Here is a 24,301-nt window from a genome sequence, read left to right as displayed (position 1 = left end):
AGACGGCATGCTCGCGGTGGTGCTGGGCGCGATCCGGGCGCGCCGGGCGCAGGCCGCCACCCTGTTCCTGCTCACCGCGCTCGCCGTCGCCGCCGCGACCGCCGCCCCGTGGTACGTGGTCTCCGCCGCCCGCTCGGTGGCGATCGCCGACGTCACCGGCGCCCCGGCCGTCCAGCGGGTCGTGCTGGCCACCGCGCGGGTGGAGAGCGCCCCGGACGCGGACGCCAGGGTGCGGGCCGAGGCCGGCCGCCTGGTCGGCATCCGGGGCGCGAGCGGCACCGCGTCGGTGCGGGTCTCCGGCGAACTGGCCCACGAGGGCGTCAAGCAGGGAGCCACGGTCGCCTTCCGCGACGAGATGTGCGGGCACCTCACGCTCGCCGGCAGTTGCCCCGCCGCGGCCGGCGAGGCGCTGGTCAGCGACCGCACCGCCACCCAGCTCGGGCTGGCCGCCGGCGACCGGGTCGCGTTCACCGTGCTCGGCAAGCGCCCGGTCGAGCTGCGCGTCACCGGCACCTACCGGCTGCGCGACCCGCTCGGCCCGTACTGGGCGGGGAGCGTCCTCGGCCGCGCCAGCGGCACCGACACGGCCGCCGGCGCCGGCGACCCGGTCTTCACGACCGCCGAGACGGTGGGGCGGGCCGGCGCCGCGGAGCTGTTCGCCGAGTACCACGTGGTGGTGCCGGTGGAGGCATACCTCGGCATCGACGGCTACGACCTGGCCGCCGAGATCGACCGCCAGCAGGGCGGCGCCGGCTCCCAGTGGCGGGTGGAGAGCCGCGCGCCCGCGCTGGTCGACCGGGTCGAGCGGGAGCAGTGGCTGGTCAACCTCGGGGTGAGCGTCGCGGCGGCGCAGCTGCTGCTGCTCTGCTGGTTCGCGCTCTTCTTCGCCGTACGGCACAGCGCCGAGCAGCGCCGCCCCGACGTGGGCTGGCTCAAGCTCCGCGGCGGCGCGTCGTGGCGGGTGTGGGCGCTGGTCTTCCAGCAGAGCGTGCTGCCGATGCTGGCCGGCGCGGTCGCCGGTGCCGCGGCTGGCCTCGGCCTCGCCCGCCTCCTCGGCGGCGTCGACCCCGACCGGGCCGGCCAGGCCGCCTCGCTCTCGCTGGCCGCCGGGGCAGCGGCGGTGCTCGGCGCGCTGGCCGCAGCCGCCGTCGCCGACCGGGGCGGGATGCGCGCCGGCGTCATCGACCTGCTCCGCCACGTGCCGGCGCGGCGGCGCGGCTGGCGGGCCGACGTGATCGACCTGGTCGTGGTGGTCGTCGCGGTGGCCGGGGTCTACCAGGCGTACGCGACCGACCGCGAGCCCGGCGAGTCCACCGGCCTGGTCCTCGTCGCGCCCGCGCTGGTCGCGCTCGCCGTCGCGCTGGCCGCCGCCCGCGCGATCGGGCCGCTGGCCGTGCGGGTCGGCCACCGCGCGCTGCGGGCCGGGCGGCTCCCGCTCGCGCTCGCCGCCACCCACCTGGCCCGGCGGCCGGGCACGCACCGGGTCTTCGCGCTGCTCGCCGTCTCGGTCGCGCTGCTCGGCGCCGCCGCCAGCGGGTGGTCGGCCGCCGCCACCGCCCGGGAGAAACGGGCCACCCACGACATCGGCGCCGACCGGGTACTCACCGTCCAGGCGCGCAGCCGCGCCCACCTGCTGGCCGCCGTCCGGGCCGCCGACCCCGCCGGCACGCAGGCCGCCGCCGTGGTGCGTAACGGCACAGGCGAGGCCGGGCAGGTGGTGCTCGCCGTCGACACCGAGCGGTTCGCGCGGGTCGCCAGCTGGCAGGAGGGGTACGGGCCACCACTCCCCGATCTCCTGCTCCGGCTGCGGCCCGGGGCGCCGCCCGAGGTGCGCCTCGGCGACGGGGCGCTCGTGCTGGACGCCGAGCTGGTCGGCCCGGGCGAGCCGGTGCGCGCGCTGCTGCACCTCGTCACGGCCGGCGGCGCACCGCTGACCGTCAACTTTGGACAGTTGGCGGTGGGGCGCTCGGCGTACCAGATGGATCTTTCCGGTTGTGGCGGTCGGTGCCGGCTGGCCGCCCTGGAGCTGGCGTCCCTGGCGGCGGGCGGGGAGCCCCCGGCGGCGCGTGAGGTCCGGATCCATGCCCTGACCAGCGGCGGCGCTCCGGTGGCCGGGCTGCTCGACGCGAGCCGGTGGCGCGGGCCGGCGCGGTTCGACGCGCGCGGTCCCACGGTGGCGGCGGCCGGCGGGGTGCTGGAGCTGACCACGCCGCCGGCGGCCAGCGCACGCGGGACCGCCCGCACCGGGCTGGTCCACCTGGTCGACTCGCCGGTGCCGCTGCCGGTCGCGCACACCCGCTTCGCGTCGGCGGGTGGGGCGCCGGGTGACCCGCGGCTCTCCCTGTTTGGCGGTGACGAGGTGCCGGTGCGGTTCTCCAGGGCGGTGACCGCGCTGCCGCGGGTGCCGGGGCGGGGTTTCCTGGTCGACCTGGAGTACGCGGACCGCCTCGCCGCCGACCCCGGCCTGGGCGACGAGGCGCAGGTGTGGCTGGCTCCCGGCGCGCCGGACGCGATCGCCGACCGGCTACGCGAGCAGGGGCTGGGCGTGCTCGCCGACGACTCGATCGGCTCGGCCCAGGGGCGGTACGCCGAGCAGGGTCCGCCACTCGCCCTGCGCTTCCAGCTCCTCGCCGGCGCGCTCGGCGTGCTGCTGGCCGCGCTGGCGCTGGCCGTGGCGGCGGCGGTGGAACGGCCGGACCGGTCGACCGAGCTCTCCGCGCTGCGGGCGCAAGGGCTGTCGCGGCGGGCGGTGCGGCTGATCGGCCACGGCGGGTACACGGTGCTGGTGCTCGCCGCCGTGGCGATCGGGACCGCGGCGGCGGCGCTGGGCGGGGCGCTGGTGGAGGCGGCGATGCCGGTGTTCGTCGACGAGTGGGCGGTGCTCCCGGTCTCCACCGGCCCGCAGATGCCCGCGCTGCTCGCGGCCGGCCTCGGCGGCCTGGTCGTGCTCGGCGTGACCGGCGCGCTGGCCGCCGCCCAGCTGGTCCGGGCGAGCGGGCTCGGTCCGGCGGCGTCCACCCCGCGGAGCGCCGGCGCCAAGGTCCTGGTCGGGGCGGGTGGCCGCCGGTGATCGGGCTGGTGTTCGCGATGATCGCCGCGCGCCGGGCGCAGGCGGTCGCGGTGCTGCTGCTCAGCCTCTTCGCCACCGGCGCGGCCGCCGCCGGACCGACCTACCTGCGCGCCGTCGACCGCGCGGTGGTGCGCACCGAGGTCGGCGAGTCCGACCGGATGGAGCAGACGGTCAGCCTCTCCGCGTTCGCCGGCGAGCAGGAGACGGTCACCGCCGTGGGCTTCGACTCGGTGGTGCCGCGGATGCTCGACGTCGACGGGTTCGAGGCGATCTACTCCACGACGTACGCGGTGCTCGGCGTGGAGCCCGACCCGGACGTCTCCTGGCTGGTCTTCCGCTCCGACATCTGCCCCCACCTGCGGATCGTCGCCGGCCGGTGCCTGATGGCGGGCGGCGAGACGGTGATCGGCGAGAGCAGCGCGCGCCGGCTGGGCCTCGGGCCGGGCGACACCGTCACGATCACCTCAGCTACCTACAGCGAGGCGGCCGGCCGCTACGTCCCCGCCGGTGCGCCGGCCACGCTGGCCGTCGCCGGGGTCTACCAGCCGCTCGACGTCACGAACGTCTACTGGGGACGGACCGGGTACTTCGCCGTCGGCAGCCCGGACAGCGAGCGCGAGCCGCTCTTCGTCGACCGGCAGACCTCCGACGGTGTCGACCACCGGCAGGACATGCGCACGGTCGAGGGCGTACCCGGGGCGGGCGCGCTCGACGCCGACCACCTCGGCGTGGTCCGCGCCGACCTCGCCGAGCTGCGCGAGGATCTCGTCGATGGCAGCGGCGCCTCGTCGGCGTTCGTCGCCAAGCTCACGACCGAGCTCGACGAGCTGCTCGACCGCATCGACCGGGCCCAGGCGCTGGCCCGGCGGGTGGTGCCGGTGGCGGCGGTGCCGCTGGTCGGGCTCTGCTGGTTCGTCATCTTCCTCGCGGTGGCGTACGGGACCGCCGGCCGCCGCCACGAGCTGGGGCTGGTCGCCCTCCGCGGTGCCCGCCGGCCGGTGCGCTGGTGGCTGGGTGCGGGCGAGAGCACGCTCGCGATCCTGGCCGGCGCCCCGCTCGGATACCTCGCCGGCACGCTCGCGGTGTGGCTGGTGGCCCGGGCCCGCTTCGCCGGCCTCGGCGGCGGGCCGGACTTCTCCGCCGGCGCCCTGCCGTACGCCGCCCTCGCCACCGGCGGTGCCCTGCTGGCCGCCCTGCTCGCCCAGCGGCAGCAGCTCGCCAGCCCGGTCGCCGACCTGCTCCGCCGGGTGCCGGCCCGCTCCGGCACCTGGCGCGGCACCGCGATCGAGGCGATCGTCGTGGTGCTCGCCGCGGTGGCGGTGCTCCAGCTGCGCGGCTTCGAGGGCGAGCTGGTGGGGCTCTCGCTGCTCGTACCGTCGCTGGTCGCGGTCGCCATCGCGCTCGTCGCGGCCCGCCTGCTCATGCCGCTGGCCGGCCGGCTCGGCGCCCGGGCCCTGCGCCGCGGCCGGCTCGGTCCCGCGCTCGGCGCGCTGCACGTGGCCCGCCGCCCGGGCAGCCACCGCCTCTTCGTACTGCTGGCGGTGGCGGCCTCGCTGCTCGGCTTCGCCGCGATGGCGGTCGACGTCGCGGCCCGCTCCCGCGCCGAACGGGCCAGCGTCGAGACCGGCGCCGACCGGGTGCTCACGTTCCTGCCGGTCAACGCGGGCAGGCTGCTGGCCGCCGTGCGCGAGGTCGACCCCGACGGCCGGTACGCGATGGCCGCCGCCGTGGTCCCCGCGCTCACCCAGGACGGCGTACCGCTGCTGGCGGTGGACAGCACCCGGCTGGAGCGGGTCGCGGTGTGGCGGCCGGAGTTCGGGCCGGGCCCGGGCGAGGTCAGCCGGCTGCTGCGGCCGGCGACCCCCGAGCCGTACGTGCTGCGCGGCACCCGGGTCACCGCCACGCTCGACAGCCCCGGCACTCCCGAGGGGCAGCTCCGGGTCGCGGTGTCGCTGCGGCCACTCGACGGGAGCGCGGCGGTGCGGATGACGCTCGGGGTGCTCGACCCGGGTGTGCACACGTACACGGCGGAGGTGGCGGCCTGCGCCACCGGCTGCCGCCTGCTCGGCTTCGACGCGATCTACGCGCGCACCGGCTCGGAGACCACCTCCGTGGTGATCCGCGCGGTGCCCGGCCTGGTACCCACCGCCGACCTGGCCGCCGGCGGATGGAAGGGGACCGTCCCGGGCGACGTCACCCCCGGGCCGGACGGGCTCACGGTGACCGCGACCGCCACCGGGGCCCGGCAGGAGACCTGGGCACTCGCCCCGGACGTACCCAGCCCGCTGCCCGTGGTGCCGGCCGGCCCCCTCCCCACCTCGGCGGCGCTTCCCGGCCTCGACGCCGACCAGCCCGTACACCAGGTGGTCGGGCAGGTGACCGCGCTGCCCCGGCTCGGCGGGCACGGCGCGCTGACCGACCTCGAGTACCTCGAACGCCAGACCCGCGGCTCGGCCCGGCTCGCCCAGCCACAGGTGTGGCTCCGCCCGGACGCGCCGGCCGGCGTCACCGACCGCCTCGCCGAGCAGGGGCTGGTGGTCGCGGGCGACGACACGGTCGCCGGGGCGCGGGCGCTGCTCGACGAGCGGGCGCCGGCGCTGGCGATCTGGTTTCACCTGCTGGCGGCCGGGTTCGCCGTGCTGCTCGGGCTCGGCGGGCTCGCCCTCATGGCGGCTGTCGACCGGCGGCGTACCACCGAGGACATGCGCGCGCTCCGCCTCCAGGGGCTGCCGGCGCGGGTGGTCGGCCGGGCCGCGCTCTGGACCTACCTGCCGGTGGTCGTGGCCGCGCTGGTCACCGGCGCGGTGGCGGCCGTCGTGGCCTGGTGGCTGGCCGGCGGCTACCTGCCCGTCTTCGTGGACGACTCGCTCGTGCTCGCACTGCCACGCTGGCCGTCGCCCTCGGCCGCGGCGCTGCCCGCGGCGCTCGCCGCGCTCGGCTTCACCGCCGCTGCGGTGGGCGCGTCGATGGCGCTGCGCCGCTCCGCGGCTTCGGCCCCGCGCGGGTCAGCGGCTTCGGCTCTACGCCGCTCCGCGGTTCCGGCCCCGCGCGGCTCTGGGGCTTCGGGTTCGCGCGGCTCTGGGGCTTCGGCTCCGCGCGGCTCTGGGGCTTCGGGCTCGCGCGGCTCCGGCGGGTGAGGCTTGTGCTGGCCGGGGTCGGGTCGGGGTGGCACCGTTTCGGTGAGGTGACCACCGCGCTGGGTGGGTTCCTGTGCGCGTCGCGCGTGCGAGACTAGGGAACCATGAGCGACCCACGGACCACTCCGTCGATTTTCACCCGCGGCGCGGTCGACCTCAGCGCGCTGCGCACTCCCGCACCCGCACCCACCAGCGGCGAGGCATCGGCCCAGCCCGGTGCACCCGGGGGGCCGCCCGGCGGCGGCGGTGTCACTGTGATCGACGTCACCGAGGCTACGTTCCAGAGCGAGGTGCTGGAGCGGTCGCTCACCACACCCGTCGTCATCGACTTCTGGGCCGAGTGGTGCCAGCCGTGCAAGCAGCTCTCGCCGATCCTGGAAAAGCTCGCCGTCGAGGGTGGCGGCTCCTGGGTGCTCGCCAAGGTCGACGTCGACTCCAACCCGCGGCTCGCGCAGATGTTTCGGGTCCAGGGCATCCCGATGGTGTACGCGGTGGTCGGTGGCCAGCCGGTCGACGCGTTCACCGGCGTGGTGCCCGAGGCGCAGCTGCGCCAGTGGATCGACGCGGTGCTCAAGGCGGGCGGCGTGCAGGCCCCGGCCGCGCCCGAGGACCCGCGGCTGGTCGAGGCCGACGACGCGCTGATGACCGGTGACCTCGACACGGCCGAGCGGGCGTACAAGAAGATCCTCGCCGAGTCGCCGGCCGACATGGCCGCCGAGGCCGGGCTGGCGCACGTCGCCCTGGCCCGCCGCGTGGTGGGCGTCGACCCGCGGTCCGCGCTCGCCGCCGCCGAGGCCAAGCCCGACGACGTGCCCGCCCAGCTGCTCGCGGCCGACGTCGAGGTGCTCAGTGGGCTCGCCGACGAGGCGTACAAGCGGCTGGTCGACCTGGTCCGCCGCACCTTCGGCGACGAGCGCGAGGAGATCCGCAAGCATCTGCTGTCGCTGTTCACCATCGCCGGACCCGACGACCCGGCGGTCTCCAGCGCACGGCGGGCCCTCGCGAGCGCGCTCTTCTAGCGGCCGCCCATGCGCCGCATCGCCATCCTCGACGCACCGTCCAACCTCGGCCTGCGCCCGCCGACCGAGACGTCGGTGCCAGGCTGTGCGAAGGCGCCCGGCGCGCTGCGCGACCACGACCTGGTAGCCCGCCTCGCCGCCCGCGACGCGGGCTGCCTGACCCCACCGCGGTACGACCCGGGCGACTGGCGGCCCGGCGACGGGGTGTGCCACGCCGAGCAGATCGCGGCGTACTCGCTCGCCCTGGCCGACCGCATCGGCTCGATCATCGACGCCGGCGAGTTCCCGGTCGTACTCGGTGGCGACTGCTCCATCCTGCTCGGCTCCGCCCTGGCCATGCACCGGCAGGGCGAGGTGGTGGGCGGCCGGATCGGGCTGGTGTTCGTCGATGGCCACTCCGACTTCCGCCACCCCGGCAACGCCTCGTACGTGGGTGCCGCCGCCGGCGAGGACCTGGCCCTGGCCACCGGGCGCGGTCAAGCCGACCTGGCCGGCATCGAGGGCCGCCGGCCGTACTTCCGCGACGTCGACGTGGTGGTGCTGGGCATCCGCGCCCAGGACGAGTACCGGCTCGACCTCCAGGCCGCCGGCATCATCACCCGCCCGGTGCCCGCCCTGCGCGTGGAGGGTGCGGCCCGCACCGCGCAGTGGGCCCGCGACCAGCTCAGCGACTGCGCCGGCTACTGGGTACACGTCGACGTGGACGTCCTGGACCCGGCCGTGATGCCCGCGGTGGACGCCCCGGACCCGGGCGGCATCGCGTTCGGGGAGCTGGAGCTGCTGCTGTCCGGCCTGGTCGACAACCCGCGCTGCATGGGCGTGGAGATCACGGTCTTCGACCCCGACTACGACCCGGACGGCTCGTACGCCGCCGAGATCGTCGAGACCGTGGTGGCCGGCCTGGCCCCGGTCCGCATGGCCGCTTCGCCCCCCGCACCCTCTGCCACGGGCGCGCATGACTCCGGCCCGCCGGACGCTGTCCCGTGGGTGGCTGAACGCGCGGACCCGGACTCCTCGCCGGGGGCTGCGGCCTTATCCTCATCCTCCCGCCTCGGACCGGACCCTTCTGCGGACGTGGTGGGGCCTTCGGCGGGATCGGAGGGTTGGGCGGACGAGACCCCGGATAGCGTGCCGCCGCCGCTGCCGGCTGCCGAGGACATGGGCGAGCGCGGGTCGACCTCGGACGTGACACCGGCATCGGACCGCGACGTTTCGCCGCCGCCGGCCTCTGGCGGTGGTGCCGTGCCGGGCGCTGTGTCCGCTTTGGACCTCGGCCCCGGGTCGGGTCCGGTGTCCACTGTGGGTGGCGGGTCTTTGTCAGGGCCCGCGTCTTCTTCGGGCGACGGCGCCGTGTCCGCCGTGGGTGGTGGCTCCGTGCCGGAGCCTCTGCCTGTCTTGGATGGTGGCTCTGGGGCGGAGTCCCTGCCTGCTTTGGAGGCCAGCTCTGGATCTGGGGGCGCTTTGGATGCCGCCTCTGGGTCGGGGCCTGGGTCCGCCTCGGGCGTCGGCTCTGGGTCGGCTTCGGGCGTCGGCCCGGTCTCAGGGGCTGGTGAGCCTGCGCCGGAGGCCGGTGGCATTGGCTCGGGGGCGGCGTCTGGTGAGTCTGTGCTGGAGGTCGGCGGGTCCGCGCCTTTTGGCGTTGGCTCGGTGTCGGGGTCTGGTGAGTCCGTGCTGGAGGTCGGCGGGTCCGCGCCCTTTGGCGTTGGCTCGGGGGCGGCGTCTGGCGAGTCCGCGCCTTTTGGCGTTGGCTCGGGGGCGGCGTCTGGCGAGTCCGCGCTGGAGGTCGGCGAGTCCGCGCCGGAGCCGGCGGAGGGGAGGCCGGGCCCGGTCGCACCGGCGGCGCGCAAGCCGCTCGACGCGGAGTCCGGCGCGGGCATGGCGACCAGCGCGGCGTCGGGAGCCCGCGCGGCGTCGGGGTCCGCGACCAGCACGACCTCCGGCCGGCCTGGTGTCCCGGCTGGATCCACAAGGGACGGTGCCGCGCCGCCACCGCTCCTGGGCGACAGCGCGGCGGCCGAGGTTTTGGCCGCTGCCGCGGCAGCTGCCGGCATCCGGAAGCCGCCGAGCGCGCGCAAGGCCCCGGACGACGCCCCACGGCCACGGTCCGCTGCCGTCACCAAACCCGCGCGCGACGAGCGCGGGAAGCCGGATGCCGGCGAGCTCGCCCGGGATGGGCGTGGGAAGGCGGACGCCACCGGGCTTGCTGGTGACGATCGCTGGAGGGTGGACGCCACCGGACTCGCCGGCGACGAGCGCGGGACGGCTGGCGCTGCCGAGCTTGCCGGGGACGAGCGTGGAAGGGGCGACGCCACCAAGAAGGCGGGCGCCGGCGGCGAGCGCGGGATGGCTGGCGCGGCCGGGCTTGCCCGGGACGGGCGCGGGAAGGCCGACCCCACCAAGCGGAGTCGGGACGAGACCCGGAAGCTGGATCCCAAGGGCGCCGGACGAGGGACGCTGGAACGCGCGAAGCCAGACCCGGATCCGGCCGCGCCGGCCTCGGGCCGCGCGGCGGCCGGACTGGAGCAAGGCAGGGTCGAGGCCGAGCGCGGCGGGCCCGAGCTCAAGCGTGGCAAAGGCGAAGCCGGGCGCGGCGGGTCGGGGCCCGGGCGAAACGGGGCCGAAGCCGGGCGGAGTGGCTCTGAGCAGGGCAAGGACGAAGCCGGGCGCGGCGGGTCAAGGCCCGAGCGAAACGGGGCCGAAGCCGGGCGGAGCGGCTCTGAGCAGGGCAAGGACGAAGCCGGGCGCGGCGGGGCCGAGCGTGGTGGAGCCGAAGCCGGGCGTGGCGAGCTTGGATCGGAGCTTGGCGGGGCGGAGGCCGAGCGTGCCGGGGCCGCAGGCGAGAGCGGCCAGCCCGCGTCCGAGCGGGGCACGGGGGAGGCCGGGCGCGGCGCGGATCGCAAGGGGGAGACGGCCGCGTCCCGGCGGGCCAAGGGCGAGCCGGAATCGGCCCTACGCCGCAAGGCCGAGTCGGCCTGGATGGACGTCGCCGCCGACCTGGCCGCGCGGCGCGGGACGCCGGCGGAGCGGGCCGCGCGTCGGGCCGCGTCGGGGCAGGCTGGCATCCGGCGGGTCGCCGACTCTGGGCCGGCCAAGCTCCGCCGTGGCGGCGAGGCCGAGGCGGCGTGGAAGGAAGACGAGCCGAAGCCGCCTGCCCGCGACGGCGACGAGGCAGACGAGGCCGAGCCGGCCCCGCACGAGAACGGCGCGGAACCGTCCGATTCGCGCGGCAGCGGTGAAGGACCGGACGGCGGCCGGGGAAGGCGTGGGTCGCTGCCGGTGCCGGCGTTCGAGCCGTTCGGGCCGCCCGCCAAAGCCGGACCCGGCCGCTTGCGCCGCCCCAAGAAGACCCCACCCGGCGAGATCGCCTAACCCGGAAGCCGCTCCAGGAAGGCCCCACCCGGCGGGATCGGCTGAGCCGCGAAGCCGCTCCAGGAAGGCGATCTCCGAGCGCCGGTCAAGACGCCGGCCCGGCCCGATGAGGCCGGGGCCGGGATCAGCGCAAGCCGCGCAGGAACTTCTCCGCGACCGGGACCGAACTCGTACCGCTGTCGCCGCCCTTCTCGACGAAGACGGCGAACGCGATGTCGCCCTGCCACCCCACCCACCAGGCGTGTGTGTTGGCGGGGTTGTTGTCGAACTCGGCGGTGCCGGTCTTGCCGTACACCGGCTGGCCCGGCACGTCCTTCAGCGCGGACCCGGTACCGCTCGTGACCACCTCGCGCATCATCGTGCGGACGGCCTCCGCGGAGCCGGCGTTGAGCTCGGGGCCGGGCGCCGCCTTCTGCGCCGGCGCGGGTTCGGTCAGGATCGTCGGCTGCTGCCACTGGCCGCGCGCCACCGCGGCCGTCGCGGCGGCCATGGCCAGCGGGCTGACCACCGTCGTGCCCTGGCCGAACGACGCGGACGCGCGCTCGGTGGCCGAGCCGCCCGTGGAGACCTTGCCGCTGAACGCGTCCACGCCCAGGTTCCACGTGCCCTCCAGCCCCAGCGAGCGTCCGGCCGTGGCCAGCCCGTCGTCGCCGAGCTTCGGGGCGAGGCCGATGAACGCGGTGTTGCACGAGCGGGCGAAGTCGACCCGGAACGGGACGCTGCCGAGGGCCATGTCGTGCGAGTTCTTGTACGAGCGGCCGTCGACCGTGGCGTTCTTCGGGCAGTTCACCTTCGTGTCGAGCGTGACCGCGCCCTTGTCGAGCAGGGCCAGTGCGGAGACCATCTTGAACGTCGAGCCGGGCGGTACCGACGCGTTGAAGGCGAGGTTGACGTCGCCGGTGTTGGCGACGGCGGCCACCGTACCGTCGTGCACGCGCACCGCCACCAGTGCGGCCGTCCGGGGCGTGCCGCCGCCCACACCGCGCAGCGCGCCGTCGGCCGCCTGCTGGATCTTGGTGTCGAGCGTGGTCTTCAGCGGGGCGCCCGGCTTGGGCTCGGCCCGAAACACCTCCGCCACCTCTTCCGTGGTCTTTTCGGTGCCCTCGCCGGTCTTGCGCACGATCTTCACGATCTGCCCGACACCGCCGCGCAGCTGGTCGTCGTACCGCTCCTGGAGCCCGCCGTGCCCGACAACGTCACCCACGACGTACTTGCCCGGGTTGTTGTCGATGTCCTCTTTCTGTACCGGGTCGACGGTGCCGAGCAGCGCGCGGGCGAATTCGCGGGTCGGCGCCAGGTACCGGGTCTCCTCGCGGTAGTGGGTGCCCGGGAGGTCCTGCAGCCGCTGGCGGATCTTCAGGTACACCTCCTTGCGGAGCGTGACCACCTCGACGAAGTGGGTCGGGTCGGCGGCGGCCGCCCGGGCCGGCAGGTCGGCGAGACCCACCTCGACGCCGACCGACTTGAACGCCGCGTCCAGGTCCTTGACCAGCTGTTGCATGCCGGCGACCTTGCCGGGCTCGACGCCGACCACGACCACCGGGCGGGACTCCACGATCGGCTTGCCGGCGGCGTCGAGGATCGGCGCCCGGTCGGCGGTCTCCCGCTCGATCGCGAACTCGTCACCCGCCGTGAGCTTCTCCTGAACGATCTTCGGCTCCCAGATCACCTGCCACTTGTCGTCGGAGCCCTTGTTGAGCCGGACCGTGGTCGGGTACGTCCAGTGCGCCCCGCCGGGCAGTGTCCAGTCCACCTTGACCGTGCTGGTGGCGATGTTTTCGGTGATCGACGGCTCACCCTCGACGGCGAGTGCTGGGGGTGTCGCCGCCAGCTCGCCGGAGAGAGCCTTGATCTCGGTCACCACGTCGGCGGCCGGGATCTTCTGCCCGCCCGGGTCGATGAAGCCCACCGCGTCGAGATTGCCCGAACGCCACCCGGACAGGAACGCGTCGACGCTCTTTTCCGGCCCGTCATCGCTGCCGCAGGCGGTCAAAACGCCCGCGGCCAGCACAATCGCCGCCACCCCGTAAGTCACACGCATGCCGTGACGGTAGTACGCCCGCCCTGCTCATCGACGCCCCGCACCGTGCCTATCCCGGCTGGGCCCGGGTACTCGGGAAGGGCCTAGTCTTTACGGAGACCGCCCACAGCGTGGTGGGCGAGGGGGGAGTGTGCACCCATGGTCCGGCGTGCGGACATCGTGCCCGGTGGGCGTGGCCGAGGCTCAGCGTCGGAGGACCGGATGGGCGCCGGCGCCAGCGTCGACACCATCGCGGACGGCACGCTTCCTGATCTGCCGAGCGTCGACGAGGTGGAGGACGCCGAGATCGACGAGCCCGTCCCGAGCACCGAGCGCCTGGTCGCGCAGGCTGTGGCGCTGGCCGGTGACGACCTCGACGCGGCGGCGCTGGTCGACCGGTTCTGGCGGTTCGCGCCGGACGAGGAGCTGATCGGCTACACGGCGGAGGAGATGCTCGCCGCCGCCCGCAGCCACCGCGAGCTCGCCGAGCAGCGGGTGCCGGGCCAGCTCAAGCTGCGGATCAGCGAGCCGGGTACGGCCGACGACCACACGGCGATCGAGATCGTCACCGACGACATGCCGTTCCTGGTCGACTCGGTGACCGCCCTGCTCACCGCCCACCACCTCGACGTACACGTGCTGGTGCACCCGCTGATCGTGGTGCGCCGCGAGCCGCTCGGAAAGCTCACCGAGGTCGCCGCCGAGGTCGAGGCGGACGACGCGATCGACGGCGACATCGTCGAGAGCTGGATGCACGTCGAGGTCGACCCGGTCCGCGACGCGGTCGCCCGCGACCAGCTCCGCCGCGAGCTGCAGCGGGTCCTCACCGACGTGCGCGAGGCCGTCGAAGACTGGCCCAAGATGCGCCGCCGGGCGACGGCCATCGCCGACCAGCTCGCCGCCGGGCGTAACACCCCGGACCGCCCGCCGGTGCCAGAAAAGGACATCACGGACTCCGTCGAACTGTTGCGGTGGTTGGCCGACGACCATTTCACATTCCTCGGGTACCGGGAGTACAAGCTCGTCGAGGGCGAAGGCGGGGAGCGGCTGCTGGAGGCGGTGCTCGGCACCGGCCTCGGCATCCTGCGCCAGGACCAGACGGCGCCCCGGGTGATCTCCTCGATGACGCCGGAGGCCTACGAGAAGGTGCTGGAAAAGCGCCTCCTGATCATCACGAAGGCCAACTCGCGGGCCACCGTCCACCGTTCGGCGTACCTGGACTACATCGGCATCAAGATGTTCGACGCGGCCGGTGACGTGGTCGGCGAGCGGCGCTTCCTGGGGCTTTTCTCCACCGCCGCGTACCGCACGAGCGTGCGCGACCTGCCCGTGGTGCGCCGCAAGGTCGCCGAGGTGCTCGACCGCTCCGGCCTCTCGCCGCGCAGCCACTCCGGCAAGGACCTGCTGCAGATCCTGGAGACGTACCCGCGGGACGAGCTCTTTCAGATCAAGACCGACGACCTGTACCAGGCGGTCATCGGGGTGCTGCGCATGGCGGGCCGCCGCCAGCTGCGCCTGTTCCTGCGCCGGGACGGGTACGGGCGGTTCATCTCCTGCCTCATCTACCTGCCCCGCGACCGCTTCACCACGCAAAACCGGCTCAAGATGCAGGAGATCCTGCTCCGTGAGCTCAACGGCATCGGCGTCGACTACACCACCCGGGTGACCGAGTCGACGCTGGCCCGCGTCCACTTCATCGTGCGCACCGAGCCGGGCAACCCGCCGGGCGAGATCGACCCGGACGGCCTCGCCGAGGAGCTGGCCGACGCCACCCGGCTCTGGGAGGACGACTTCCGGCTGGTGCTGGAACGCAAGCTCGGCGACGAGCAGGCCAAGCGCCTCTACCACCGGTACGCGGAGGCGTTCCCGGAGGGGTACAAGGACGAGCACGCCCCGTTCGAGGCGGTCAAAGACCTCGCCAAGCTGGAGCTGCTCGACGAGCCGGGCCAGCTGGAGATGCACCTGTTTCGCAAGGACCAGGACCCTACCAACGTCCGGTTCAAGATCTACCGGTACGGCGAGCCGATGGTCCTCTCCGCCGTCCTGCCGGTGCTCCACTCCCTCGGTGTGAAGGCGATGGACGAGCGGCCGTACGAGCTGCGCCGCCCCGAAGCCGCCGTCTACCTGTACGACTTCGGCCTCCAGCTGCCCGAGGCGCACCGCGACCTGGCCGAGGTGCGGGCGCACGTGGAGAACGCGTTCGCCGCCGCCTGGCGGGGTGAGGCGGAGGTCGACGGCCTCAACGAGCTGGTGCTGCGGGCCGGGCTCACCTGGCGGCAGGTGGTGGTGCTCCGGGCTTACGCGAAGTACCTGCGCCAGGCGGGCACGTTCTTCTCGCAGCGGTACATGGAGACCACGTTCACCGAAAACCCGGTGATCGCGGGGCTGCTGGTGCGCCTGTTCGAGACCCGCTTCGCGCCCCGCCCGGCGCTGACCGCGCAGCAGCGGGAGGAGCGCGGCGCCGAGCTGATCGAGGAGATCCACAGGCAGCTCGACGCCGTGGAGAGCCTCGACCAGGACCGGATCCTGCGCTCGTACCTGACGCTCATCCAGGCCACCCTCCGCACCTCGTTCTTCCAGCGCGGCGGCGACGGGCGGCCCAAGTCGTACGTCGCCTTCAAGCTCGACCCGCAGGCGATCCCGGACCTGCCGGCGCCCCGACCCAAGTTCGAGATCTTCGTGTACTCGCCCCGCTTCGAGGGCGTACACCTGCGCTTCGGCCCGGTCGCGCGCGGCGGGCTGCGCTGGTCCGACCGGCGCGAAGACTTCCGCACCGAGGTGCTCGGCCTGGTCAAGGCGCAGACCGTGAAGAACGCGGTGATCGTGCCGGTGGGGGCCAAGGGCGGCTTCGTGCTGAAGAAGAAGCCAGGCGATCGGGACGAGGCGGTGGAGTGCTACAAACGCTTCATCGGCGCGCTGCTCGACGTCACCGACAATATCGTCGGCGGCAAGGTGACCCCGCCCCGCGACGTGGTGCGCCACGACCCGGACGACACCTACCTGGTGGTGGCCGCCGACAAGGGCACCGCGACGTTCTCCGACATCGCCAACGAGATCTCGGTGCGGCGCGGCTTCTGGCTCGGTGACGCGTTCGCCTCCGGCGGCTCGGCCGGCTACGACCACAAGAAGATGGGCATCACCGCCCGGGGCGCCTGGGAGTCGGTGAAACGCCACTTCCGTGACCTCGGGGTCGACACGCAGACCGAAGACTTCACCACCGTCGGGGTCGGCGACATGTCCGGCGACGTCTTCGGCAACGGGATGCTGCTGTCCCGCCACATCAAGCTGGTGGCCGCCTTCGACCACCGGCACATCTTCGTCGACCCGACACCCGACCCGGAAACCTCCTATGTGGAGCGGCAGCGACTCTTCGAGCTGCCCCGCTCGTCGTGGGCCGACTACGACGAAAAGCTCATCTCCGCTGGCGGGGGCGTCTTCCCGCGTACCCTCAAATCCATCCCGATCACGCCGCAGATGCGCGCGGCGCTCGGCCTCGACGAGGATGTGCAAGCCCTTTCGCCCCTGGAGCTGATGCGCGCGATCCTGCTGGCGCCCGTCGATCTACTGTGGAACGGCGGGATCGGCACCTATGTCAAGGCGGCCAGTGAGTCCAACGTGGACGTCGGCGACAAGGCGAACGACGCGATCCGGGTCAACGGCGGGCAGCTCCGCGCCAGGGTGGTCGGCGAGGGCGGAAACCTCGGCCTGACCCAGCGGGGGCGGGTGGAGTTCGCGCACAGGGGCGGCCGCATCTACACCGACTCCATCGACAACTCGGCCGGCGTCGACTGCTCCGACCACGAGGTCAACATCAAGATCCTGCTCGGCGGCGCGGTCGCCGACGGCGAGATGACCATCCCGGAACGGGACGCGCTGCTCGCCGAGATGACCGGCGAGGTCGGCAAGCTCGTGCTCCGCGACAACTACGACCAGGCGTGCGCGCTCGGCAACGCGCGGGCGCAGGCCGACTCGCTGCTGCCCGTGCACCGGCGGATGCTGACCGACCTGGAGCGCTCCGGCGCGCTCAAGCGCGAGATCGAGGCCCTCCCCAGCGACGAGGAGCTGGACGCGCGGGCGGCCGGGCTGACCACGCCCGAGTTCGCGGTGCTGCTGGCGTACGTGAAGATCGTGCTGGAGAAGGAGCTGCTGGCCGACCCGCTCGCCGACGAGCAGTGGGCGGCCGAGGTGCTCGCCGAGTATTTCCCGACACCGCTGCGCGAACGCTGCTCCGAGCGGATGGGCGAGCACCGGCTGCGCCGCGAGATCGTGGTCACCCAGCTCGCCAACGAGGTCGTCAACCGCGGCGGTACGTCCTTTGTGTTTCGCGCCATCGAGGAGTCCGGCGCGTCGGCCGCCGACATCATCCGGGCGTACGTGGTGGTGCGCGACGTCTTCGGCCTGCGCGACGTCTGGGCCGCCGTGGAGGCGCTCGACAACAAGGTGCCGACGTCCGCGCAGACGATGATCTACCTGGAGACCCGGCGCCTGCTCGATCGGGCGGTCCGCTGGTTGGTCTCATCTCGACGGTCCCCATTGGACGTACCCGGCGAGATCGAGCGGCTCCGCCCCGGCATCGCCCACCTCATGCCCAAGCTGGAGACGCTCTTCCGCGGCAGCGAACGGGAAACCGTGCGCGCCCACGCGGCCGGACTCGCCTCGCACGGCCTGCCCGAGGAGCTCGCCGGGCGGGCCACCCGCCTGGTGTACGGCTTCGGGCTGCTCGACGTCGTGGAGGTCGCCAACAAGACCGGCCACCAGCTGGATCAGGTGGCGGAGGTCTACTTCGTCCTGTCCGAACAGTTTCGGGTGGACGAGCTGCTGTCGAAGATCTCGCTGCTGCCGCGCGAAGACCGGTGGCAGACGCTGGCCCGGATGGCGCTCCGCTACGACCTGTACGCCGCGCTGGCCGCGCTCACCGCCGAGGTGCTCAACTCCACGCCCACCGACCTGGCGGCGCCGCAACGGGTACGGGCCTGGGAGGAGGCGAATACCTCGTCGATCGCCCGTACCCGCAACGCGATCGGGGAGTTCGCCGATTCGGCGGCCGACCTGGCGGCGCTCTCGGTGCTGCTACGCCAGATCCGCACCCTCGTCCGCACCGCCGCGGCGTGACAGGGCGTGGTCCGTGCCGCTCGGCACAATGACGCGGGCGAGAAAAGTCGGTATCTCGACTGTCGATTGGTGATCTTTGTGTTCGGCCTTCATCCTGAGGGGATGTGTCGATGACAGAATGGCTTGTGCGCCCCTGACATCAGCCACATTTCGGTCATCGAATCTGCGGGCCGTGAGCCGTTTGCGCTCTTGATATGCGGCGCACGGACGCCCGTATACTCGTCGTGGGAGGACCCACGATGGGCGGATCGCAAAGATCGATGGGCGACCTGATCGTGGTCGGGGCTGGGGCGGCCGGGTTATCCGCGGCGTGGGCCGCTTCCTTAATGGGATTCTCGGTTGTCTGCTTAGAGGCGCGCAGGATCGGGCATCCGGCCGCCAGTTCCAATGGGCTGGTCAAGATCCTGCGGTATGCGTACGAGGACGAGAAGTTCTCCCGCCTGCTCGTCGAGGCCGAAGAGCTATGGCGAATGCTGGAGGAGGGGACGGGCGTTTCCCTCCTCCGTCGCTGCGACGGGCTCAACATCGGCCGGTCGGGATCGAAGCGGATGGCGTCGATCGTCGCCTCTCTGGAGGCCACGGGTCGTGACTATGAGGTCCTTCGGCAGGGTGACTCACACCTGGACCGGCTCGGCATAAATCTGGCGCCGGACGAGCGGGCTGTGCTGGAAATCGGAGCCGCGGTAATCGAACCCAAGGCCGCACTCGCCGCACTGTCGCTGGCCGCCCGGGCGAGTGGCGTACGGATATTCGAAGGTGTCCAGGCACGCTCGATTGTCGAAAGCGCGGCCGGACTGCGGGTCGAGACCGGGGATCGGACCTTTCTGGCGGACCGGGTCATAGTCGCGGCAGGCCCTTGGGTGCACGACCTCGTTCCCGAGCCACCCATTCCACTTAGCGTCACCCGACAACAACAGGTCATCTTCGCCACCGATAAGCCGATCGGCGACGGCCGGCAGTTGATCTGGACAGACCTGGTAAACGACGACGGCTACGGGATCGTCAATACCGCGAGTGGACTGCATGTCGTCGGCAGCCACGCGCCCGGACCAGCGGTGAATCCTGCGGAAATCACCGGCCACGCGGCAGATCACGATGCTGCTCACGTCCAGGCGCTGGCATTTCAGCGCCGCCTCGGCGCCGTGCGCGTCGAGCCCGTGTCCAGCCGTATCTGCCACTACACGAGCACCGCTGACGGTGACTTCGTGGTGACGCACTGCCCCGGACTGCCCGGCACGGTCCTGCTCAGCGCGTGTTCGGGACATGGCTTCAAGTTTGTGGTGACCACCGGGCTTCGGGCCGCGGAGCTTGCCGCGCGGTAGCCGATCCAGCGTCCTGCAAGCGGTACGGACGCGGAGCCACGGCGCCCTCGCCGGCAGTCCGCCGTGGCGTGCTGGAGGGCCGCACTTTGATCGCCTAGTGCAAGTGCGGTGCAAGTGCCTCGCCCGTTGAGCACAGTAGAACTGTAACGTTAGTGCCGCCCATCGCTGCCGGGTCGGGCACGAACGCGGAGGACGCCATGGATCATGCGGCCAGCCCACACCGGGTCAAGCTTCTAGGCGAGCTGCAGGTCTTTTCTGCGGCGGGCGAGGCGATGACGTTGCCGGTCGACCACGTGATGCAGCGACTCCTCGTAGTAATGGCGCTTCGAGCCGGAAAGCCTCGCCGTACCGACGAGCTCATTGCGGCCGTCTGGCCGGGAAACAATTCCATCAACCGCGACGCGAAGAGCCTCGAGACACCGGTGAGCAGGCTTCGGGGAAAATTGGGGATGCCTATTCCGCCGAGGCGGGGAAACAGTTTTTACCGGCTGGATCTGGCTCGGCACCAGGTCGACGCGCTCGAATTCGTCGACGTGGTCCGCGGAGACCGTCTCGACCTGCGCGAGATACAGCGCCTGCTCCGCATGTGGCGGGGAGACCCCCGGGTGATTTTCGGCGAGCTGCCCGTGGCGGAGTGGGACGGCCTGTCCCGGGCGATCGGCCGGTTTTCCGAGCACCTGCGGCGGCTGTCGGCAGCCGATCGGCGAGAGCTGGGCACGAGCCTGGAGACGATCAGCGACGTCCTTCCGGAGATAGCGGACGCAGCACTTCCTCCGGCCATTTCTACGCTGCGGCGCCAGCGTCGGCTGTTGATCGTCGAAGACGAGATCAACGTGGCGAAGATGCTGGCGTCGATCTTGTACGACTACCACACGACAATCGCGGTCAGCCTCGAGGAGGCCATGCAGGTGCTCACCGAGCAGTTGGCGGAGTTCGACGGCGCCCTGATAGATCTGCACCTCACGGAGCGGCGGATGGACTCCGCCGGGCTCGAGGTCCTTTCCTATATCCGCGATCGGCGTCCGGACCTTCCCCGGCTCCTGATCACCGCGAGCCCGCCGTCAGGCTCACTCGAGCAGCTTCGGCGCACCTACGGCATTATGGATGCGCTCATCAAAGGGGCCGACGGATACAGCGCCGCCGGAGTCCGGGATGTCGTCGGGTTCATGTTCAACGAATCCGAGGAAGCCTCTCGCCGCCGAGCGAAGTCCAAATTCGAGTCGCATGCCGTGCAAATACAACGCGACCTCATGCAGCGCACGATAGCGGCGCGCCGTGGCATTCGTTCCGAGCGCACATCATACACTGAGCTGGACCGGTGCATGGCACGACTGGTAGCTTTCGAACGGGACAGTGAGGAAATGCGACAGAACCTTTCTGCTGCGACTATAACGGATCTCGATCGTCTGATTTCTGAGTTCGTGGCCCGATGGCCGATCGGCTCCGAGTCCGCGGGGGCCGCCTGATGACCCCTGTCGTCGGCTGCGACACCGATACGGCTGCCAGCTGGAGAGACAAGCAGCAGCGCTATTGGGACGGCATCTCCGACCGCTACGACCAGTTCTACGCCGGCAGATGGAGCAGGCGAGAAAACAGCTGGGTAGAGGAGAGGTTGTCGGCCTTCCTCGGCGTCGTGCCCGCGCCCAGCGTCCTGGACCTCGGATGCGGCACGGGCCTCGGCCTGAAAATGGTCCAGAATCTCAACCCGTACGCTCGCTACGTGGGCGTCGACGTCTCGCCGCAAATGCTCGCCACCCTCGACGTCGACGGAGCGGACGAGCTTTACGAGGCGTCCATGGACGATCTCCACTTTCTGGACGACAAGTCTTTTAACGTTGTCCTTTCGCTCTTCTCCTCGATATCGTACGCCTGCGACACGGCCGGCGTATTCCGCGAGGTCTCGCGGCTCTTGGCGCCAGAGGGGTACGCGTACCTTTCGGTGCTCAGCGAGCGTGCGTTGAGTCGCGCGCGGAGTCGGGACCGTCGCGATTTCTATCGGACCCGAGGCGACGACAGGCCGGAAAACGTTCCCGTCCGACTGCACACGGTCGAGGGCGTGCGCCAGTTGTGCGCGGCGGCCCACCTGAAGGTCGAGTGGATGACCGGGATGAATCTCTTCTCGGGGGTTGTCGAGTGGCCGTGGCTCTGGCGCCCGGGGCGGTGGGGGGCGGAGCGCTTTCCCGATCGGGCGCACACCATCGAGCTGCTCGTGCGGAAGGAAGCCTGATGTCTACCCGACAAGGTGCGCGAAAGGAGGGAGGAGGAAATGAGCGGAAAGGCCGACAGCGGGGCGGCTGGTAGCGGTTTGGCGCGCAGCAGGCCACAGGCGGATGTGGACGACGCCGATGCCAATCTGCTGATAGACGTGCTACGGCAGGCGAAGCTCGCGGTGTGGGTAGCGGACAACTCCGACGCCGACTACGCGATCCGACTCTGGAACCAGGGCGCAGAGCGCATCTACGGGTTCAAACGCTCCGAGGCACTGGGACGAAACTACCTCTCCCTCTTCGTCAACCCGAACGAGCGGCAGCAGGCGATCGACTCGCACCGGCGAATCGTCGAGTCGGGTGAGGCGTACGGCTGGAACTATGCCGCCGACGACGTGGCGAAGGACGGCCGGACGCTGACCGTTCTCGGCAACTCGTTCCGGGTATGGGACGAGACCCGAGGGCGATACCTCCACGCCGAGGTAGGCATCGACATCTCCTACCTGGAGCAGCTCAGTCACCAGCTCGACCGCTCCCGGCAGCTGGCCCTCCTGCACGGCGGCGACGCGCGGCATCAGCTCAAGATCGTCCGCGCCTTGCAAGTGCTCAACGAGGCGATCGCATCGCTCAGCCGCCCCGACGAACGAGGGCTGGACCGGGTCGTGCAGGCGGTCGGCGACGGCTTGCGGGACATGCTGCTGCTCAGCGACGCGCTGTGCCGGGTATGGATGCTGGAGGAGGTGGAGGAGCCCTGGCTGGCGACGGGCTCCGACGAGCTGCCCCAGCCGCCACGCGTAGCGGAGACCGACCTGATCCAGAAGACGATCTCGTCCAACACGGTGGAAGTGCTGACGGACGGCCGCCCGATCGTCGATGACGGCGACGGCGGCTATCACTCCGTGGTCACCGCGCCGCTGCACATCGGCACCGAGCCGCGCGGCGTGCTCATCATGTTCTTCCGGGGGGCCGAGCCGCTCAGCGACGACGACAGAGAGCTGATCCAACCCTTCAGCAGCTATGCCGCGGTCGCCATCGTGATGGCCGGGCTCGCGCGTGAGCAGAAGCGCCAGCGGTACGAGGAGACCGAGCGGATCCGGCACGTCATCATCGAGTCCGTGCTGCACACCGTCGGTAACGAGGCCGGGCTGGCCAAGCTCGCCGCGGATTCCCTGGCGGAGGATCTGGATGGGCAGGGCGCCGCGCTGCCGGCCCGGGCACGCCGTGACCTCGACCAGATCAGGTCCTCGGTCGACCGTCTAGGCCAGATCATGGGCGAGGTCATGCGCCTGAGCGTCAACGTCAGCGAGCAGGCCCGGCTGCGGCTCGGGGAGGTCGTTCGCATCGTCACCCGTACCGTGGAGCGGGACTACTACGACCGGGTCGTGATCTGGCACGACATCGACCCAGCCCTGTTCGTGGAGGCCAGCGAGTACCTGCTGCGCGAGGCGGTGGGAAACCTGGTGCGAAACGCCGTGCAGGCGATGCTCGACGCGGACGGCGGGGGCGAGCTTCGGCTGTCGGCCACCAGCGTCGAGCGGGACTGGAACGGCCGGCGCCGGCACATCGTCATGCTGGACGTCGAGGACTCCGGGCCGGGCATTCCCCAGGACCACCGGCAGCGCGTGTGGGACTCCGGGTTCAGCACCCGCGGCGAGGGTCACGGCCACGGGCTCTATCACACGCGGGGTCTGGTCGGCATGCTCGGTGGGGCGGTGGAACTGTTGGAGGAGCAGTCCAAGCTCGGCGGCGCACATTTCCGGATGTACCTGCACCGGTCCGCGCCCGCGGCGTGACCCACTTACGCGGCGTCGTCTTCCGGGAGCCAGAAGTCCGGGGGCGGCGGCGGCTCGGGAGGTTGCTGGAGAGGTTCCCGAATGACGATCACGACGACCAGGGAAGCCTGGCCAGTCACTGGCTCCGGCTTGCCGCGGGTGGCGTCGCTCCGGGCGGATCGGCGTGGCGGGTGACGCTGCCACGAGCGAACGGCGTAGCGGCCCAGGGTGATGAGGGCGACGGCGGCGGCCAGCACGTTGCCGTCGATGATGTCGTTGAGGTCCATCTGCAGCCTCCCTTGCTGGTTGTCTCCAATTCTTCGTGCGGCTCCTTTCTGGGGCCTTGCGTACGGCTCCGAGCTGGATAGGCCTCTCCCGACGCTGCTGACGGGTTGCGGGGTGACGGGCCGGCGGCCTTGACCGCGCGCAAGCCGAGGTGATGGTGTACGGCCCATCGACCGCCGCCAGGGTCCGACCGTCGCTTTCAGTCCTTGTTGGGCACTTGCACATTGGCTGCCAAGTGCTTCGGTCGGTGATCTGGTGGCGGCCGACCAGACGGATGCTCAGCGCGGCATAGAGGTAAGGTCATGGCGATGCTCGACAAGCGGCTGTACCACCATCTGGTGACCTGGCTGGGCCAGTGGCCCGCGGGTCAGCCGCTGGCTGTGGTCGGTTCCGACCGGCGCACCCAGCCGGCATGGGATGGCCGGGTCTACCCGATGGTGGGTGTCGGTGCCCCGAGCGGCACGGTGATTTCGGTGCCCCCGCCCCGGGCCGCCGCCGCGCGGGTGCTCGCCGACCAGCCCCTCGACGACGTGCTCGCCAAGCTGCCCACCGCGCTCGGTCTCGACGCCGGGCGACGGGCCTACCGGGGTGTGTTCCGCTACTCGCTCGCCCCCGTGCCCATGCCGGAGGCCGGCGAGTGGTTGCCACACGACGATCCGACGGTGCCGGAGTGGCTGTGGCCGTTCGGCGGTGACGTGCTCGTCGCCCGCGACCCGGACACCGGGGCGTATCTGGCCGGCGTTGGTATCAAACGCCACGACGCGTACGGCAACGAGCTGTCGGTCGGCACCGAGGAGGCGGCCCGCGGCCGTGGCCTGGCCCGCCGGCTCGTGGCGCAGGCCGCCCGGCGGGTGCTCGACGAGGGCGCCGTTCCCACATACCTGCACGCGCCCGACAACACCGCGTCGGCGAAGGTGGCCGAGGCGGCCGGTTTCCCCGAGCGCGGCTGGACCGTCTACGGCGTCTAGCCTGCTCGCGATCGAAGCTC

Annotated in this window: 11 protein-coding genes and 1 pseudogene; 10 read left to right on the top strand and 2 right to left on the bottom strand. The window is 72.3% G+C overall.

Annotated features, from left to right (window positions below; translation table 11 throughout):
- Positions 1 to 7 precede the first annotated feature (7 nt).
- The 4 genes and pseudogenes from RB614_RS35670 to RB614_RS35655 form a co-directional block, all read left to right on the top strand.
- The gene (locus RB614_RS35670) at positions 8 to 3,070 is read left to right on the top strand and encodes an FtsX-like permease family protein (RefSeq protein WP_308717104.1); all 3,063 of its coding nucleotides are present in this window, start codon (positions 8 to 10) and stop codon (positions 3,068 to 3,070) included.
- Positions 3,067 to 6,207 carry a hypothetical protein gene (locus RB614_RS35665; RefSeq protein ID WP_308717103.1) on the top strand — a complete coding sequence of 1,047 codons (3,141 nt, stop codon included), beginning with the start codon at positions 3,067 to 3,069 and terminating at the stop codon, positions 6,205 to 6,207. The genes RB614_RS35670 and RB614_RS35665 overlap by 4 nt, the downstream gene beginning before the upstream one ends.
- 104 nt (positions 6,208 to 6,311) lie before the next feature.
- Positions 6,312 to 7,226 (top strand): tetratricopeptide repeat protein, encoded by a 915-nt coding sequence (locus tag RB614_RS35660; protein ID WP_308717102.1) that lies wholly within the window; start codon positions 6,312 to 6,314, stop codon positions 7,224 to 7,226.
- A gap of 9 nt (positions 7,227 to 7,235) precedes the next feature.
- Positions 7,236 to 8,166, top strand: a pseudogene (locus tag RB614_RS35655) (arginase family protein); the annotation flags it as partial.
- A 2,553-nt stretch (positions 8,167 to 10,719) separates the two neighbouring features.
- On the opposite strand, the gene RB614_RS35650 reads toward RB614_RS35655, so the two are convergent.
- Complete coding sequence (locus RB614_RS35650) at positions 10,720 to 12,636, bottom strand: penicillin-binding transpeptidase domain-containing protein (RefSeq protein ID WP_308717101.1); 1,917 nt, start codon at positions 12,634 to 12,636, stop codon at positions 10,720 to 10,722.
- Between the two features lie 201 nt (positions 12,637 to 12,837).
- Between RB614_RS35650 and RB614_RS35645 the strand changes: the two genes are divergently transcribed.
- From RB614_RS35645 to RB614_RS35625, 5 genes are all read left to right on the top strand, one after another.
- Positions 12,838 to 17,727 carry an NAD-glutamate dehydrogenase gene (locus RB614_RS35645; RefSeq protein WP_308717100.1) on the top strand — a complete coding sequence of 1,630 codons (4,890 nt, stop codon included), beginning with the start codon at positions 12,838 to 12,840 and terminating at the stop codon, positions 17,725 to 17,727.
- Positions 17,728 to 17,987: 260 nt separating this feature from the next.
- Positions 17,988 to 19,049 carry an FAD-dependent oxidoreductase gene (locus tag RB614_RS35640; RefSeq protein ID WP_308717099.1) on the top strand — a complete coding sequence of 354 codons (1,062 nt, stop codon included), beginning with the start codon at positions 17,988 to 17,990 and terminating at the stop codon, positions 19,047 to 19,049.
- Between the two features lie 197 nt (positions 19,050 to 19,246).
- Complete coding sequence (locus RB614_RS35635; protein ID WP_308717098.1) at positions 19,247 to 20,515, top strand: response regulator; 1,269 nt, start codon at positions 19,247 to 19,249, stop codon at positions 20,513 to 20,515.
- On the top strand, positions 20,515 to 21,276 hold the full coding sequence (locus tag RB614_RS35630) for a class I SAM-dependent DNA methyltransferase (RefSeq protein ID WP_308717097.1): 762 nt from the start codon (positions 20,515 to 20,517) through the stop codon (positions 21,274 to 21,276). Before RB614_RS35635 ends, RB614_RS35630 begins: the two co-directional genes overlap by 1 nt.
- Positions 21,277 to 21,315: 39 nt before the next feature.
- Positions 21,316 to 23,049 (top strand): ATP-binding protein, encoded by a 1,734-nt coding sequence (locus RB614_RS35625; protein WP_308717096.1) that lies wholly within the window; start codon positions 21,316 to 21,318, stop codon positions 23,047 to 23,049.
- 5 nt (positions 23,050 to 23,054) lie between these two features.
- On the opposite strand, the gene RB614_RS35620 is transcribed toward RB614_RS35625, so the two are convergent.
- Positions 23,055 to 23,315 carry a hypothetical protein gene (locus RB614_RS35620; protein WP_308717095.1) on the bottom strand — a complete coding sequence of 87 codons (261 nt, stop codon included), beginning with the start codon at positions 23,313 to 23,315 and terminating at the stop codon, positions 23,055 to 23,057.
- Positions 23,316 to 23,621: 306 nt separating this feature from the next.
- Here RB614_RS35620 and RB614_RS35615 point away from each other — a divergent pair, with 306 nt between their 5' ends.
- Positions 23,622 to 24,281 carry a GNAT family N-acetyltransferase gene (locus RB614_RS35615; RefSeq protein WP_308717121.1) on the top strand — a complete coding sequence of 220 codons (660 nt, stop codon included), beginning with the start codon at positions 23,622 to 23,624 and terminating at the stop codon, positions 24,279 to 24,281.
- Positions 24,282 to 24,301 lie beyond the last annotated feature (20 nt).

Origin of the sequence: Phytohabitans maris, from assembly GCF_031085175.1 — a bacterium.
GTDB classification, from domain to species: domain Bacteria; phylum Actinomycetota; class Actinomycetes; order Mycobacteriales; family Micromonosporaceae; genus Phytohabitans; species Phytohabitans maris.
The sequence above is the reverse complement of the archived record's forward strand: the minus strand, read 5'-3'. Positions and strand labels throughout refer to the sequence as shown.

Bases quoted from the DNA above. Each gene is read 5' to 3' on its own strand.
- RB614_RS35670 (WP_308717104.1), top strand. From the start codon at position 8: ATGCTCGCGGTGGTGCTGGGCGCGATCCGGGCGCGCCGGGCGCAGGCC.
- RB614_RS35660 (WP_308717102.1), top strand. From the start codon at position 6,312: ATGAGCGACCCACGGACCACTCCGTCGATTTTCACCCGCGGCGCGGTC.
- RB614_RS35650 (WP_308717101.1), bottom strand. From the start codon at position 12,636: ATGCGTGTGACTTACGGGGTGGCGGCGATTGTGCTGGCCGCGGGCGTT.
- RB614_RS35645 (WP_308717100.1), top strand. From the start codon at position 12,838: ATGGGCGCCGGCGCCAGCGTCGACACCATCGCGGACGGCACGCTTCCT.
- RB614_RS35640 (WP_308717099.1), top strand. From the start codon at position 17,988: ATGGGCGACCTGATCGTGGTCGGGGCTGGGGCGGCCGGGTTATCCGCG.
- RB614_RS35635 (WP_308717098.1), top strand. From the start codon at position 19,247: ATGGATCATGCGGCCAGCCCACACCGGGTCAAGCTTCTAGGCGAGCTG.
- RB614_RS35630 (WP_308717097.1), top strand. From the start codon at position 20,515: ATGACCCCTGTCGTCGGCTGCGACACCGATACGGCTGCCAGCTGGAGA.
- RB614_RS35625 (WP_308717096.1), top strand. From the start codon at position 21,316: ATGAGCGGAAAGGCCGACAGCGGGGCGGCTGGTAGCGGTTTGGCGCGC.
- RB614_RS35620 (WP_308717095.1), bottom strand. From the start codon at position 23,315: ATGGACCTCAACGACATCATCGACGGCAACGTGCTGGCCGCCGCCGTC.
- RB614_RS35615 (WP_308717121.1), top strand. From the start codon at position 23,622: ATGCTCGACAAGCGGCTGTACCACCATCTGGTGACCTGGCTGGGCCAG.